The organism is Pseudomonas sp. UBA1879 (genome assembly GCF_002338065.1).
In the GTDB taxonomy this organism is placed as follows: domain Bacteria; phylum Pseudomonadota; class Gammaproteobacteria; order Pseudomonadales; family Pseudomonadaceae; genus Aquipseudomonas.
The window spans coordinates 79,258-92,219 of sequence record NZ_DDHJ01000023.1 but is presented as its reverse complement, the minus strand read 5'-3'; the positions used below and the strand labels follow the sequence as shown (position 1 = coordinate 92,219).

The 12,962-nt window shown below is 59.8% G+C and carries 13 protein-coding genes; 6 read left to right on the top strand and 7 right to left on the bottom strand.

The genetic code is table 11. The features are described 5' to 3' along the window. The first annotated feature begins 36 nt into the window (after positions 1–36). From B3N48_RS24985 to B3N48_RS24960, 6 genes are all read left to right on the top strand, one after another. Positions 37–1,170 (top strand): branched-chain amino acid ABC transporter substrate-binding protein, encoded by a 1,134-nt coding sequence (locus B3N48_RS24985; protein WP_296188251.1) that lies wholly within the window; start codon positions 37–39, stop codon positions 1,168–1,170. 183 nt (positions 1,171–1,353) lie between these two features. Further along, positions 1,354–2,268: an ABC transporter permease subunit gene (locus B3N48_RS24980; protein ID WP_296188250.1), complete on the top strand. Its 915-nt coding sequence runs from the start codon at positions 1,354–1,356 to the stop codon at positions 2,266–2,268. Between the two features lie 2 nt (positions 2,269–2,270). Continuing rightward, positions 2,271–3,569 carry a high-affinity branched-chain amino acid ABC transporter permease LivM gene (gene livM / locus B3N48_RS24975; RefSeq protein WP_296188248.1) on the top strand — a complete coding sequence of 433 codons (1,299 nt, stop codon included), beginning with the start codon at positions 2,271–2,273 and terminating at the stop codon, positions 3,567–3,569. After that, the gene (locus tag B3N48_RS24970; RefSeq protein ID WP_296188247.1) at positions 3,566–4,441 is read left to right on the top strand and encodes an ABC transporter ATP-binding protein; all 876 of its coding nucleotides are present in this window, start codon (positions 3,566–3,568) and stop codon (positions 4,439–4,441) included. Before livM ends, B3N48_RS24970 begins: the two co-directional genes overlap by 4 nt. Continuing rightward, entirely contained in the window at positions 4,438–5,154 is a 717-nt protein-coding gene (locus B3N48_RS24965) for an ABC transporter ATP-binding protein (RefSeq protein ID WP_296188246.1), read from the top strand. The genes B3N48_RS24970 and B3N48_RS24965 overlap by 4 nt, the downstream gene beginning before the upstream one ends. Positions 5,155–6,051: 897 nt before the next feature. Further along, positions 6,052–6,825, top strand: coding sequence for an SDR family oxidoreductase (locus B3N48_RS24960; protein ID WP_296188244.1), 774 nt, complete (start codon positions 6,052–6,054; stop codon positions 6,823–6,825). A 320-nt stretch (positions 6,826–7,145) separates the two neighbouring features. On the opposite strand, the gene B3N48_RS24955 is transcribed toward B3N48_RS24960, so the two are convergent. The 7 genes from B3N48_RS24955 to B3N48_RS24925 form a co-directional block, all read right to left on the bottom strand. Continuing rightward, a complete protein-coding gene (locus tag B3N48_RS24955) occupies positions 7,146–8,282 on the bottom strand; it encodes an AGE family epimerase/isomerase (protein WP_296188243.1) in 1,137 nt (378 codons plus the stop codon). Between the two features lie 745 nt (positions 8,283–9,027). Next, positions 9,028–9,615, bottom strand: a complete 588-nt coding sequence (locus tag B3N48_RS24950) for a HupE/UreJ family protein (RefSeq protein ID WP_296188241.1) — start codon at positions 9,613–9,615, stop codon at positions 9,028–9,030. 25 nt (positions 9,616–9,640) lie between these two features. Further along, positions 9,641–10,255: an urease accessory protein UreG gene (gene ureG / locus B3N48_RS24945; protein WP_062378949.1), complete on the bottom strand. Its 615-nt coding sequence runs from the start codon at positions 10,253–10,255 to the stop codon at positions 9,641–9,643. Positions 10,256–10,329: 74 nt separating this feature from the next. Then, a complete protein-coding gene (locus tag B3N48_RS24940; RefSeq protein ID WP_296188236.1) occupies positions 10,330–11,004 on the bottom strand; it encodes an urease accessory protein UreF in 675 nt (224 codons plus the stop codon). A 10-nt stretch (positions 11,005–11,014) separates the two neighbouring features. Continuing rightward, positions 11,015–11,515, bottom strand: a complete 501-nt coding sequence (gene ureE / locus B3N48_RS24935) for an urease accessory protein UreE (RefSeq protein WP_296188233.1) — start codon at positions 11,513–11,515, stop codon at positions 11,015–11,017. Positions 11,516–11,812: 297 nt separating this feature from the next. Next, on the bottom strand, positions 11,813–12,445 hold the full coding sequence (locus B3N48_RS24930) for a TetR family transcriptional regulator (protein WP_296188231.1): 633 nt from the start codon (positions 12,443–12,445) through the stop codon (positions 11,813–11,815). 142 nt (positions 12,446–12,587) lie between these two features. Continuing rightward, complete coding sequence (locus B3N48_RS24925; protein ID WP_296188230.1) at positions 12,588–12,857, bottom strand: hypothetical protein; 270 nt, start codon at positions 12,855–12,857, stop codon at positions 12,588–12,590. Positions 12,858–12,962: the final 105 nt, after the last annotated feature.

Sequence of the window (12,962 nt, the reverse complement as noted above, 5' to 3'; positions counted from 1 at the left end):
CGCAGTGCTAATTAAAAAACCTAGGAGCACCAACTCATGTCGCAGACGTTTTACAGGAAAGGCTTTCTGGCACTCGCAGTCGCTACTGCAATGGGTGCGGCTACTTTTGCACAGGCTGACGTCAAGATCGGCGTATCAGGTCCAATGACCGGCGCAAATGCCTCGTTCGGCAAGCAATTCTGGGAAGGCGCGCAGGCTGCTGCCGCGGCCATCAACGCCGCTGGCGGCGTCAACGGCGAAAAAATTGCCCTGACCCAATACGACGATGCCTGTGAGCCTAAGCAGGCCGTTGCTGTCGCAAACAAGGCAGCCGCTGACAAAATGGTCGGCATCGTAGGCCATTTCTGTTCTTCTTCGACCATCCCTGCGTCCGAAGTCTATGACGAAGCGGGCATCATCGCGATCACCCCGGCGTCCACCAACCCGAACGTCACCGAGCGCGGCCTGACCTCCATGTTCCGTATGTGCGGCCGTGATGACCAGCAGGGCATCGTCGCGGGCGATTACATTGTTGACGTGCTGAAAGCCAAGAAAGTCGCGGTCATCAACGACAAAGACACCTACGGCAAAGGCCTGGCTGACGCCACCTCCAAGCAGCTCAATTCCCGCGGCGTGAAGCCGGTTCTGGAAGAAGGCCTGACCCGCGGTGAGAAAGATTACAGCGCGCTGGTCACCAAAATTCGTTCCACCGGTGCTGAAGTCGTGTTCTTCGGCGGCCTGCACCCGGAAGCCGGTCCTCTGGTCCGCCAAATGCGCGAACAGGGTCTGAAGGACGTCAAATTCGTGTCGGACGACGGCGTCGTGACCGACGAACTGGTGACCACTGCCGGTGGGGCACAGTACGTCGATGGCGTTTACATGACTTTCGGCGCCGACCCGCGCTTGCTGCCGGACAGCAAGGCCGTCGTCGACGAGTTCCGCAAGAAAGGTTATGAGCCTGAAGGCTACACCCTCTACTCCTACGCTTCGGTTCAAACCCTGGCCGCTGCTTTCACAGGCGCCAAGTCCACAAAGGGCGAGGATGCCGCCAAGTGGTTGAAAGGGCATTCGGTTAAAACCGTGATGGGCGAGAAGTCGTTCACCGACAAGGGCGACCTGAAAGTCTCCGACTATGTCGTCTATCAGTGGGATGCCAACGGCAAATATCACCAACTCGAAAAACAGAAGTAAGTTGAGCTTCTAGTCGAGTCAGCCGTTTTGCGGGCTTGGAACCTCGAAACGGCCTGACCCGGTAATCGATGCTGCCGTGTGCAGCGTCGGATTCTTCTGTTGCCATCGTGCGCGGCCCGCTATTCCTCACGAGGGAATAATCGGTTCGCGCCAGGGTGGCCTTCAAGTTCGTGAGCGTGCGTGATGGATGGTATTTTCCTGCAGCAAATGGTCAACGGCCTGACCCTCGGGTCGGTCTATGGCCTGATCGCCATCGGTTACACGATGGTGTACGGCATCATCGGCATGATCAACTTCGCCCATGGCGACGTGTACATGATCTCCGCCTACCTCGCAGCCATCGGCCTGGCCGTGCTGTCGTTCTTTGGTATCGAGTCGTTCCCTTTCCTGATTCTCGGCACATTGATCTTCACCATCGTGGTGACCGGTGTGTATGGCTTCGTCATCGAGCGTGTGGCCTACAAGCCTCTGCGCAACTCGACACGTCTGGCACCGCTGATCAGTGCCATCGGTATTTCCCTGATCCTGCAAAACTACGCGCAGATCGCCCAGGGTCCTCGTCAGCAAGGTGTTCCGACCCTGCTCGAAGGCGCCATGCGGTTCGAAGTCGGCCATGGTTTCGTGCAGATCACCTACACCAAGATCTTCATCCTGATTGCCGCCTTCATCGGCATGGGCGTACTGACCTACATCATCAAGTACACCAAGCTGGGCCGCATGTGCCGCGCGACGCAACAGGACCGCAAGATGGCCTCGATTCTGGGGATCAACACCGACCGGATCATTTCCTACGTGTTTGTCATCGGTGCCGCCATGGCCGCGCTCGCTGGCGTGCTGATCACCATGAACTACGGCACGTTCGATTTCTTCGCCGGTTTCGTCATCGGCATCAAAGCGTTCACCGCAGCCGTACTGGGCGGGATTGGCTCATTGCCGGGCGCCATGCTCGGTGGATTGATCCTGGGGATTGCCGAATCGCAGTTCTCCGGTCTGATCAACTCCGACTATAAAGACGTGTTCAGTTTCGGCCTGCTGGTAGTGATTCTGATCTTCCGTCCTCAAGGCCTGCTGGGTCGCCCACTCGTGGCGAAGGTGTAACCATGTCTGCTCCTGTCAAACCCATCGATATCAAACAAAGCCTGATCGACGCGGTCGTCGCCGGCTTGCTGGCGCTGATCGTGTTCGGTCCTATCGTCGGGATCGTACTCGACGGCTACGGCTTCAACATGCAACCGGGTCGCGTTGCAGCGCTGGTCGGCGTGGTGATCGTCGGCCGATTCTTCATGAGCCTGTTCCTGCAAACGCCAAAAGGCGTCGCCATCGCGCAGAGCTTCGAAAGCTCAGGCTCTGGCGTTCATGTGCTGCCGCCAGGTTACAAGACGCGCCTGCGCTTCATCATTCCGTTGATGATTCTGATCGCCGTGATCTTCCCGGTCTTCGCCGACAAATACGTGCTGACGGTCGTCATTCTCGGCCTGATCTACGTGTTGCTGGGCCTCGGCCTGAACATCGTGGTCGGTCTGGCCGGTCTGCTCGACCTCGGCTACGTAGCGTTCTACGCCATCGGTGCTTACGGTCTGGCGCTGGGTTACCAATATCTGGGTCTCGGTTTCTGGTCAGCACTGCCTCTTGCGGCCATCGCGGCGGCGTTCGCCGGGTGCATCCTCGGTTTCCCGGTGTTGCGCATGCATGGCGATTACTTGGCCATCGTTACATTGGGCTTCGGTGAAATCATTCGCCTGGTGCTCAACAACTGGCTGTCGTTCACAGGCGGCCCGAACGGTGTACCGGTGCCTTCACCGACGTTTTTCGGCCTGGAATTCGGGCGTCGCGCTAAAGATGGCGGCATCCCGATTCACGAATATTTCGGCTTTGAATACAACCCGGATCTGAAATTCATCTTCATCTACGCCGTGCTGTTCCTGGTCGTGCTGGCGGTGCTGTACATCAAGCACCGTCTGACCCGTATGCCGGTCGGCCGCGCGTGGGAAGCCTTGCGTGAAGACGAAATCGCCTGCCGCTCCATGGGCCTGAACCACGTGTTGGTCAAGCTCTCGGCGTTCACCATCGGCGCGTCGACTGCAGGTCTGGCGGGGGTGTTCTTCGCCAGCTACCAAGGCTTCGTCAACCCGACCTCGTTCACCTTCTTCGAGTCCGCGCTGATTCTGGCCATTGTCGTACTGGGCGGTATGGGGTCGACCGTGGGCGTGGTGATTGCCGCGTTCGTGTTGACCGTCGCTCCGGAAATGCTGCGCAGCTTTGCCGAATACCGCGTACTGCTGTTCGGCATCCTGATGGTGCTGATGATGATCTGGCGCCCACGTGGCCTGATCCGCATCAGCCGCACCGGCGTACAACCACGCAAAGGCGTGCTGGCAAACGTGGAGGGCGCGCGATGAGCGACGAAATCGTTCTGTCCGTCGAGAACCTGATGATGCACTTCGGCGGCATCAAGGCTCTCAGCGACGTCAGCCTTGAAGTGCGCCGCAATTCGATCTTCGCCCTGATCGGCCCTAACGGCGCAGGCAAGACCACGGTGTTCAACTGCCTGACAGGCTTTTATAAAGCCACCGGCGGCCGCATCGAGCTGAATGCCCGAGGCAAGAAAACCAACGTGATCCAGCTGCTCGGCGAGCAGTTCCGCGTTAGCGACTTCGCTTCGCCCAAGCGCTTTGGCAGCCGGCTGTTCTACAAGATGTTCGGCGGCACGCATCTGGTGAACCGGGCGGGCCTGGCGCGCACGTTCCAGAACATTCGCCTGTTCAAGGAAATGTCCGTCGTCGAGAACCTGTTGGTGGCCCAGCACATGTGGGTCAACCGCAACATGATCGCAGGCATCCTCAATACCAAGGGGTACCGCAAGGCCGAAGAAGACGCGCTGAATACGGCCTTCTACTGGCTGGAAGTGGTGGACCTGGTGGACTGCGCCAATCGCCTGGCCGGCGAATTGTCCTACGGCCAGCAGCGCCGTCTGGAAATCGCCCGCGCCATGTGCACCCGTCCACAGGTGATCTGCCTGGACGAACCGGCCGCAGGCTTGAACCCACAAGAAACCGAAGCGCTCAGCGGCATGATCCGTCACCTGCGCGACGAACACGATATGACCATCGTGCTGATCGAACACGACATGGGCATGGTCATGGGCATTTCCGACGACATCGTGGTGCTTGACCACGGCAACGTAATTGCCAAGGGCAAACCGGAGCAGATCCGCAACGATCCGAAAGTGATCGCGGCATACCTGGGTGCTGATGAAGAGGAGTTGGTATGAGTCAGCCGATCCTCGAACTGAAAGAGATCGACGTGTACTACGGGCCGATTCAGGCCCTGAAGAAAGTCTCGATGCACATCGACGCGGGCGAAACGGTCAGCCTGATCGGCTCCAACGGCGCGGGGAAATCCACGCTGCTGATGTCGATTTTCGGGCAACCCCGGGTGGCTCGCGGCCAGATCTTCTATCAGGGCACCGATATCACCCAGAAGTCGTCGCACTACATCGCGTCCAACGGTATCGCGCAATCGCCTGAAGGCCGTCGCGTATTCCCCGACATGTCGGTGGAAGAAAACCTGATGATGGGCACGATTCCGATTGGGGATAAGTACGCCAGTGAAGACATGCAGCGCATGTTCGATCTGTTCCCGCGCTTGAAGGAGCGTCGTAACCAGCGCGCCATGACCATGTCCGGTGGCGAGCAGCAAATGCTCGCCATCGCCCGCGCGTTGATGAGCCGTCCAAAGCTGTTGCTGCTGGACGAGCCGAGCCTCGGCCTGGCGCCGATCATCGTTAAACAGATCTTCTCCACCCTGCGTGAACTGGCGCAAACTGGCATGACGATTTTCCTCGTCGAGCAGAACGCCAACCACGCCCTGAAGCTGTCAGACCGCGCCTACGTGATGGTCAACGGCGAGATTCGTCTTACAGGCACCGGACAAGAGCTGCTGACCAACGAAGAAGTGCGCAACGCCTATCTCGGCGGGCATTGATCCCGCTCGCTAACCCGCAATGCCTGACGCCCCGGGTGGAAACGCCCGGGGCGTTTTGTTTTCGCGCCCTACGCGATTCAACTCATCACCCTGTAGGAGCAGCCGTCGTGACTCTGTCGTCTCCTACACCTATCGTGCATCGCAAAATCACAGCGCACCGGTAAGCGCCGTTTTCGGTAAGTTGCCGATTGTGGAAAACAATTTTGAAGACCTTCCAAAACGCGACATTTAGCCGCTACAAATGGTTGTTTTGTCACGCTTTTGACTTGTTCAGTTTTACTGTGGAGACGGCTGTGAATAAGTTGGTGGCAGTTGGCTACAGGCCTTATTCGACGTGGCTTTGAGGCTGTTGGTCATTTATTGATCAGCAATCTCGGCCGGTATTTTCGAGGTGTTTGTCAACGCTTCAAGGGCTGGTTTTTTATCCAGTTTTTACTCGCGTCGTGCCTGTGGATAACTCTGTGCGCAACCCTTGGAAAGACCGCCGCAGATAGCGCAATCCCTGACCTGCTGCGATGGGTCCTGTCCACTCGGACAGGCTCGTCGCTCGACAGGCGGCAGATACGTTTCAGCGGGTCAAGGAAAATTCCTCTAAAAATGCTCACAGGCCCCGTGAGCCGTGGCCTGAGCGAGTGGAAGTTGCCCCCGGATTTTGTGTGCCTGGCTGTGGATAAGGTGGGCAAAACCGCGTCCAGGCCATACCGGCTAAGGCTTTGGCTGATCTGGTTGTTTTTTGTACAGGTGCGCTTTTCGCAGCGCAATGCGAGGTTTGTTGCGCACAGGCTTGATCCCAAGCCGCTTGCGCGGGCATTCTCCAGAACTTTCCTACACGCCACCCTCTGGGTCGCGTCCACTTCAAGTTTTTTTCTAAGCCGAAACCCTCATCAGGAGAACGACATGACATCTACCGTGTTTATTACCGGTGCCACCTCCGGGTTTGGCGAAGCCTGCGCACGACGCTTTGCAGAAGCGGGTTGGTCGCTGGTGTTGACCGGCCGCCGTGAAGAGCGCCTGCAAGCGCTGAGCGCCGAGCTGTCGAAGCAGACCAAGGTGCACACCTTGACGCTGGACGTGCGCGACCGCGCTGCCGTTGAGCAGGCTGTCGAAGGGTTGCCTGCCGAGTTTGCAAAGATTCGCGGCCTGATCAACAACGCCGGTCTGGCATTGGGTATCGACCCTGCGCCGAAGTGCGACCTGGACGATTGGGACACCATGATCGACACCAACGTCAAAGGGCTGGTCTACACCACGCGCACATTGCTGTCGCGCCTGATCGCCTACGGCCGTGGCGCGAGCATCGTCAACCTGGGTTCGGTGGCAGGCAACTACCCGTACCCGGGCGGTAACGTGTATGGCGGCACCAAAGCCTTCGTTGGCCAGTTCTCGCTCAACCTTCGCAACGACCTGATCGGCACCGGCGTGCGAGTGACCAATCTTGAGCCCGGCCTGTGTGAAAGCGAGTTCTCCCTTGTGCGTTTTGGTGGCGATCAGGCGAAGTACGACGCCACTTACGCAGGCGCCGAGCCGATCCAGCCGCAAGACATTGCCGAAACCATCTTCTGGATCATGAACACCCCGGCGCACGTCAACGTGAACAACCTGGAACTGATGCCGGTCAGCCAGACCTGGGCCGGGTTCGCGATTGATCGTTCGCGTGGTGAGACGAAGTAAGGCTGGAATGATGACCTGAGGAGCCGGCTTGCTGCGGGCGGCGATCCGCCGAAAGTGGTGGGCCAGTGACAGGTGAATCGCCTGACACTCCTCATTCGCCACCGAGGCGGCTCCCACAAGATCGTGCATGTGTTGTGAAATCGGCGACCGACATTGTGCCTGCGCGAGCCGGCTTGCTGCGGGCGGCGATCCGCCGAAAGCGGTGTCGAGGCGTTCTTGATTCTGTGGGAGTGAGCTTGCTCACGACGCTTTTCGTCAGTCACTTTTGATGTGATTGAGCCAACGTATTCGTGAGCAAACTCACTCCCACACGTTCGGCATCAGGCCTTGAAATATTCCGCCAGGCCGATGTAGCACGTCGCCAAGTGATAGGGCGTGGTCGAGGGCATGTCGCGGCGGCTGATCTGACCCTGATCGTCCAGGCATTCGTTCCAGCCGGTCGGGTGCAGGAAGCGTTGTTGCAGGGCATTCAACTGGCGAGCGAGCAATGCTTCGCTGTCAGGCCGCAAGGTCAGCGCTCGCAGGTATTCGGCCTGCGCCCAGATGCGCTGAGTACCATCTTTGATCGCGCCTTCCACATCCAGCGTCGCCACCACGGCCCCCGAGCGCGCGTCGACACCCTGCGCCTCGGCATGCGCGAAAGCGGTGGTCAGCGACCGATGCAGCGGTGTGCTGCGCAGGTGCGCCGACGATTCCAGCAAATAGAACCACTCGAACTGATGCCCCGGCTCGGACCAGTTATCCACAGCGTCCAACGGTTTCTCTAGCATCACGCCATGCTCGACATCCACGAATCGCCGCTGCATGGCTTCGGCCAGTGCGTCGAGGGCGGCAAGGGTGTCGGCGTCTTCGCGCACTTCAAGCGTTGCCAGAAAGGCTTCAGCCAAGTGCATCAACGGGTTTTGCAGGGGGCCTGCGTCCAGGGATGACCAATCCTCGTCCAGCACTGACTCGTACAAGCCATCGCCATCGGCAAAACGCTCGGCCACGACATGCAGGGCGGCATTGAGGACCGGTTCCACCAACGGCTCGCGGACCTTCGCCCAGTAATGCGCGCAGGCGAAAACGATGAAAGCGTGGGTGTAGAGGTCTTTGCGACGGTCCAGCGGCGCGCCTTGAGGATCGATGCTGTAAAACCAGCCGCCGTGTTCGGCATCGTGGAAGTGCCGTTGCAGCGAGCGAAACAGCGCAGCGGCGCGCACGTCGGCGTCGGGGACCTGCGGATCGCCGATGAAGCTGGAAAACAGAAACAGCTGCCGCGCGCACGCCATGGCCCGGTAGCGCTGCGGGGGCAACGGTTGGTGATGAGCGTCAAGCGCCTCATACGGCAGCGCCATCTCGGCGTTCCAGCCCGGCCCTTGCCACAACGGGACGATCACTGCCATGAAATGCTGCTGCACAGTGGCGAACACAGCGGACAGTTCAGACTTGGAGGCGGGCAGAGAAACGTCAGGCATCGGATGGCGTCGCAGCAGAGGGCAAATGGCGCGACATGGTAGCAGGAGGCGGGGGTGGCGGGGTGAACGGCTGGATCAAATGGGGGCTTCCAGCGCAGATCCCTGTAAGAGCCGGCTCGCTGGCGAATGCGGAGTGTCAGGGCGTTCAGGTATCACTGACCCACCACATTCGCCAGCAAGCCGGCTCCCACGGATACGATGTTGGTCGCAGATTTTATGACCTATGCATGACCCCTGTGGGGGCCGTCCTGGTGAGGGCCGTGGTCGGGCGAACGCGGAGTGTCAAGTCATTCAGGTATCACTGACCCACCACATTCGCCAGCAAGCCGGCTCCCACGGATACGATGTTGGTCGCAGATTTTATGACCTATGCATGACCCCTGTGGGGGCCGTCCTGGTGAGGGCAGTGGTCGGGCGAACGCGGAGTGTCAGGGCGTTCAGGTATCACTGACCCACCACATTCGCCAGCAAGCCGGCTGCCACGGATAGGATGTTGGTCGCAGATTTTATGACCTATGCATGACCCCTGTGGGGGCCGTCCTGGTGAGGGCCGTGGTCGGGCGAAAGCGGAGTGTCAACTCATTCAGGTAGCACTGACCCACCGCATTCGCCAGCAAGCCGGCTCCCACGGATACGATGTTGGTCGCAGATTTTATGACCTATGCATGACCCCTGTGGGAGCCGGCTCGCTGGCGAATGCGGTTTGCCAGCGAGCATAGAATCTCCCACAAGATAGGTGGGGGCTTCACCCCGCGAACAACCACACACCCGTCGCAGCCGACAACGCGCCGGCAACCCGCACAACGGGCGCGGCAGCGGTGGGCAGATAGCGCACCACGGCGTAACCTGCCGCATGCAGTGCAGCCGTGGCGCCGACGAAGCCCAGTGCATAACCCCAAGGGCTCGACATCTCCGGCAGCTCAAGGCCGTGGGCCACGCCGTGGAACATCGCGAACAGGGCGGCCGCGGCCACTGCCACGAACAGCGGAGGACGCACCGCCAGCGCGACGGCCAGACCCAGCGCAAACACCGACGCGGCGATCCCGCTTTCCAGCGCAGGGAGTTCGAGCCCTTCGAAACCCAGCAGCCCGCCGATCAGCATGGTGCCGACGAACGTGCAGGGCAGCGCCCAGCGGGCGACGCCTTTCTGCTGCGCAGCCCACAGGCCCACGGCGATCATCGCCAGCAAGTGATCGATGCCGCCCAGCGGATGGCTGATGCCTGCCACCAGACCGCTTTCATCGTGGCCCGGATGGGCGAACGCCAGGGCTGGAACCAGCAACAATGCCAGCGCGCCGAGGATGTTTGTCCCCGAAAAGGTTTTGCGATTCATCAATGATCTTCCTTAGTGAGTGAAATCAGGCAGCGGTCAGCAGGCCCTGGCGCTCGATGAAGGCAATGATGTCCTCCAGGCCATGGCCGGTTTTCTGATTGCTGAACACAAACGGCTTGTCGCCCCGCATCTTTTTGGTGTCGCGGTCCATCATCTCCAGCGACGCGCCTACCAGCGGCGCCAGGTCGATTTTGTTGATGACCAGCAGATCGGATTTACAGATGCCCGGCCCGCCCTTGCGAGGCAGTTTGTCCCCCGCCGAGACGTCGATCACATAAATGGTCAGGTCTGACAATTCCGGGCTGAAGGTCGCCGACAGGTTGTCGCCGCCGGATTCGACGATGATCAGGTCCAGGCCCTCGAAACGGCGATTCAGCTGATCCACGGCTTCCAGATTGATCGAAGCGTCTTCCCGGATTGCCGTATGAGGGCAGCCACCGGTTTCGACCCCGATGATGCGTTCCGGCGCCAGGGCCTCATTGCGCACCAGAAAGTCGGCGTCTTCGCGGGTGTAGATGTCGTTGGTCACCACGGCGAGGTTGTAGCGCTCGCGCAGCGCCAGGCACAGGGCGAGGGTCAATGCGGTTTTCCCGGACCCGACCGGGCCGCCGATACCGACGCGCAGAGGTTGGCTGTTCATAAAGTGCTCTCCATTGATCTTCTTGTGCGGTTGCGGGGGTGGCCGCTGTCCGAATCAGGTGTCAGGTAAAACAGTCAGGATCGAAATAAACGGCTGTACTGGCGCTCATGGGCCATGCTCGCCAGCGCCAGGCCGAACGGCGCGCTGCCTATCTGTTCAGGAGCAAGCTGGGTCGTGTGTTGCTGAGCGGTCTGTAGCAGTGGTGTCAGCTCGCTGGTCAGGCGTTGCGCGGCTTGCTGACCTAACGGCAGGGTCTTCATCAACACGGCCAACTGATTTTCCAGCCAACTCCAGAGCCAGGCGGCGAGCGCATCCTGAGCGTCGATGTGCCACGCGCGAGCGGCAAGGGCCCAGCCCAAGGCGAGGTGCGGCTCGCCGATTTGCTTAAGGAAATCGTGTGCGGGCGGGTCGAGTTCTGGCAGGCCCATGAGCAACTGCTGCAACGAGTAACCCATCTGCCGACTCTCCAGATGCAGCTCGCGGGTCTCGCGACTGGCACGATGCTTTTCGCTCAGTTGCCGCAACGTCGCCCAATCTTCATCGGTCGCAGCAGTGCAATGAGCTAAAAGCAACGGCGCTTCGAAACGGCAAAGATTCAGCAACAGCTGATCGCCAATCCAGCGGGCGGCGCTGGGCGGATCAGTGACGATGGCCTGCTCTACTGCCATCTCTAGTGCTTGGGAATAGCTGTACCCGCCAATCGGCAACTGCGGGCTGGCCAGACGCAACAGCGCCCATGCTTTGTTCATGGGCATGTGCTCATTTGCGAACGCCGAACTGGTGAATGCGTGGCGCGTAGTTGAAATCTTCTTCGCCCGCCCGGGAATGATGATGCCCGCCGCCGTAGGCGCCATGTTCTGGCTGGAAAGGGGCCTCGATGGATTCGGTGGTGGCGCCCAGTTGATCGAGCATGGCCTTGAGCACGTAATCGTCGAGCAGTCGCAGCCAGCCATCGCCGACTTGCAGTGCAACGTGGCGGTTGCCGAGGTGATACGCGGCGCGAGTCAACTCGAAGGCGTTATCACAGGTCACGTGCAGCAGCTGTTCCGGGCGGGCGCAGACGCGCACGACGCGGCCGTCTTCAGCTTTCAAAAAATCCCCGTCCCGCAAGGGCGGTTGCCCGCGCTCGAGGAACAGGCCCACATCTTCGCCCTCGGCACTGAAACAGCGCAGACGGCTTTTGCTCCGTGCTTCGAAATTCAAGTGCAGCTCAGCGGCCCATTCAGCCTGAGCGTCGATTCGTTGATGAATGACCAGCATTGGAAAACTTCCAGCAATGTGCGAATGGGATAGGCAGAGCAAGGGGCTTGCCAACTGACGATGAAGTCAGGAATGGGCGGCGGGGCAGGAGCGGACGGTACAAGGTGGGGCGCTGGGGTGGGTTATTTTGGTGCCTGATGGCGGCTGCTGCACTGTTTTGGTTCTATCGTGTGGCGAGTTGTAGGAGTGAGCTTACTCGCCATAGCGAAGCGTCAGTGTCGTTGATATTGGCTGGCTCATTCTTATCGCAAGCAAGCTCACTTCTACAGGACATCGGATTGCCAAACGTGCAGGTGGCTACTCGGTGCTCCCAAGCCCCTGCCAGCGCTTGGCGCCGATGAAGATAAAGCGCAGTTGCTGCGTGATCTTCGCCCGGGGCGTCATGTGTTCCGCCAATGTAAGGGGCGGCGGGTCGATAAGCTCCGGGAGCATGGCAAATACACTTTTCACCACTAGGTCGGCCATCACCGCGAGGTCATCAGGATTGAGGTGGTGAAATTTGGGCATCGACGCAAGGTCGGTGGCCAGGTCGGTGATGATCGCCTCCCGCAATGCCCCCAACGCTTGTCGCACCTTCAGCGAGCCGCCGTACTGCTCGCGCGCCAGGAACAGAAACTGCGAGCGATTAGCCGCCACCACTTCGAGAAAGATCCGCACCGATGCATCGATGATGCCGGTATTGATGTCGCTGTTGTGCCGGACCCGGCGAATCGTCTCGCGAAAGGTCTGGCCGACTTCACTCACCAGCGCAAGGCCCAAGTGGTCCATGTCGTCGAAATGACGATAGAAACCAGTGGGCACGATCCCGGCCGTTTTCGCGACTTCCCGCAGGCTCAAACTGCCGAAGCCCCGACCGCTCTCCATCAAGCCCCGGGCTGCGTCGAGCAGGGCGTGACGGGTCTGCTGTTTCTGTTCGGCGCGGGGCAGCATGGAGGTCGACGGTATCTAAAGAAGGAATGGGCAGCACTCTATCAAATGCTTTTGCGCGGCGTCGAACCGGCTTTTGCGGAACGGGACGACAGGCACTGAAAAGCCCGGCACTGGGGCCGGGCTTGGGCGACACAGCTGCCGGTCAGGAGACGCGCTGATACTGGCGTACCAGACGATCAGGGCCGTTATCGGCCACGCGCTGATAACGACGCGACAGGTTATTGCAATTCTCTTCCGCCGCCACGCGTTGGCATTGGCGAATCACACGCGCCGCGTCGTCCTGCGCCAACGTCGGCAAACCTGCGTCCTGAGCCATTTTCGCTTCTCCCAACGCCGGTTGTTCGCTGGCAGGCATGGCGAACGCGCTCGAGGCAAGAAGGGAAAAGGTCAATGCAATCAGTTGGCGTTTCATGGTGGTTGCTCTTGGAAAGGCGTGTTGTGAACGTGAGGGCAATTTTACTGGCGGGCAGGCCAGAAAGAAGTTCAATGGGCTGATGGTCACCATCGACGGAATTGA

Bases quoted from the DNA above. Each gene is read 5' to 3' on its own strand.
- B3N48_RS24985 (WP_296188251.1), top strand. From the start codon at position 37: ATGTCGCAGACGTTTTACAGGAAAGGCTTTCTGGCACTCGCAGTCGCT.
- B3N48_RS24980 (WP_296188250.1), top strand. From the start codon at position 1,354: ATGGATGGTATTTTCCTGCAGCAAATGGTCAACGGCCTGACCCTCGGG.
- livM (WP_296188248.1), top strand. From the start codon at position 2,271: ATGTCTGCTCCTGTCAAACCCATCGATATCAAACAAAGCCTGATCGAC.
- B3N48_RS24970 (WP_296188247.1), top strand. From the start codon at position 3,566: ATGAGCGACGAAATCGTTCTGTCCGTCGAGAACCTGATGATGCACTTC.
- B3N48_RS24965 (WP_296188246.1), top strand. From the start codon at position 4,438: ATGAGTCAGCCGATCCTCGAACTGAAAGAGATCGACGTGTACTACGGG.
- B3N48_RS24960 (WP_296188244.1), top strand. From the start codon at position 6,052: ATGACATCTACCGTGTTTATTACCGGTGCCACCTCCGGGTTTGGCGAA.
- B3N48_RS24955 (WP_296188243.1), bottom strand. From the start codon at position 8,282: ATGCCTGACGTTTCTCTGCCCGCCTCCAAGTCTGAACTGTCCGCTGTG.
- B3N48_RS24950 (WP_296188241.1), bottom strand. From the start codon at position 9,615: ATGAATCGCAAAACCTTTTCGGGGACAAACATCCTCGGCGCGCTGGCA.
- ureG (WP_062378949.1), bottom strand. From the start codon at position 10,255: ATGAACAGCCAACCTCTGCGCGTCGGTATCGGCGGCCCGGTCGGGTCC.
- B3N48_RS24940 (WP_296188236.1), bottom strand. From the start codon at position 11,004: ATGAACAAAGCATGGGCGCTGTTGCGTCTGGCCAGCCCGCAGTTGCCG.
- ureE (WP_296188233.1), bottom strand. From the start codon at position 11,515: ATGCTGGTCATTCATCAACGAATCGACGCTCAGGCTGAATGGGCCGCT.
- B3N48_RS24930 (WP_296188231.1), bottom strand. From the start codon at position 12,445: ATGCTGCCCCGCGCCGAACAGAAACAGCAGACCCGTCACGCCCTGCTC.
- B3N48_RS24925 (WP_296188230.1), bottom strand. From the start codon at position 12,857: ATGAAACGCCAACTGATTGCATTGACCTTTTCCCTTCTTGCCTCGAGC.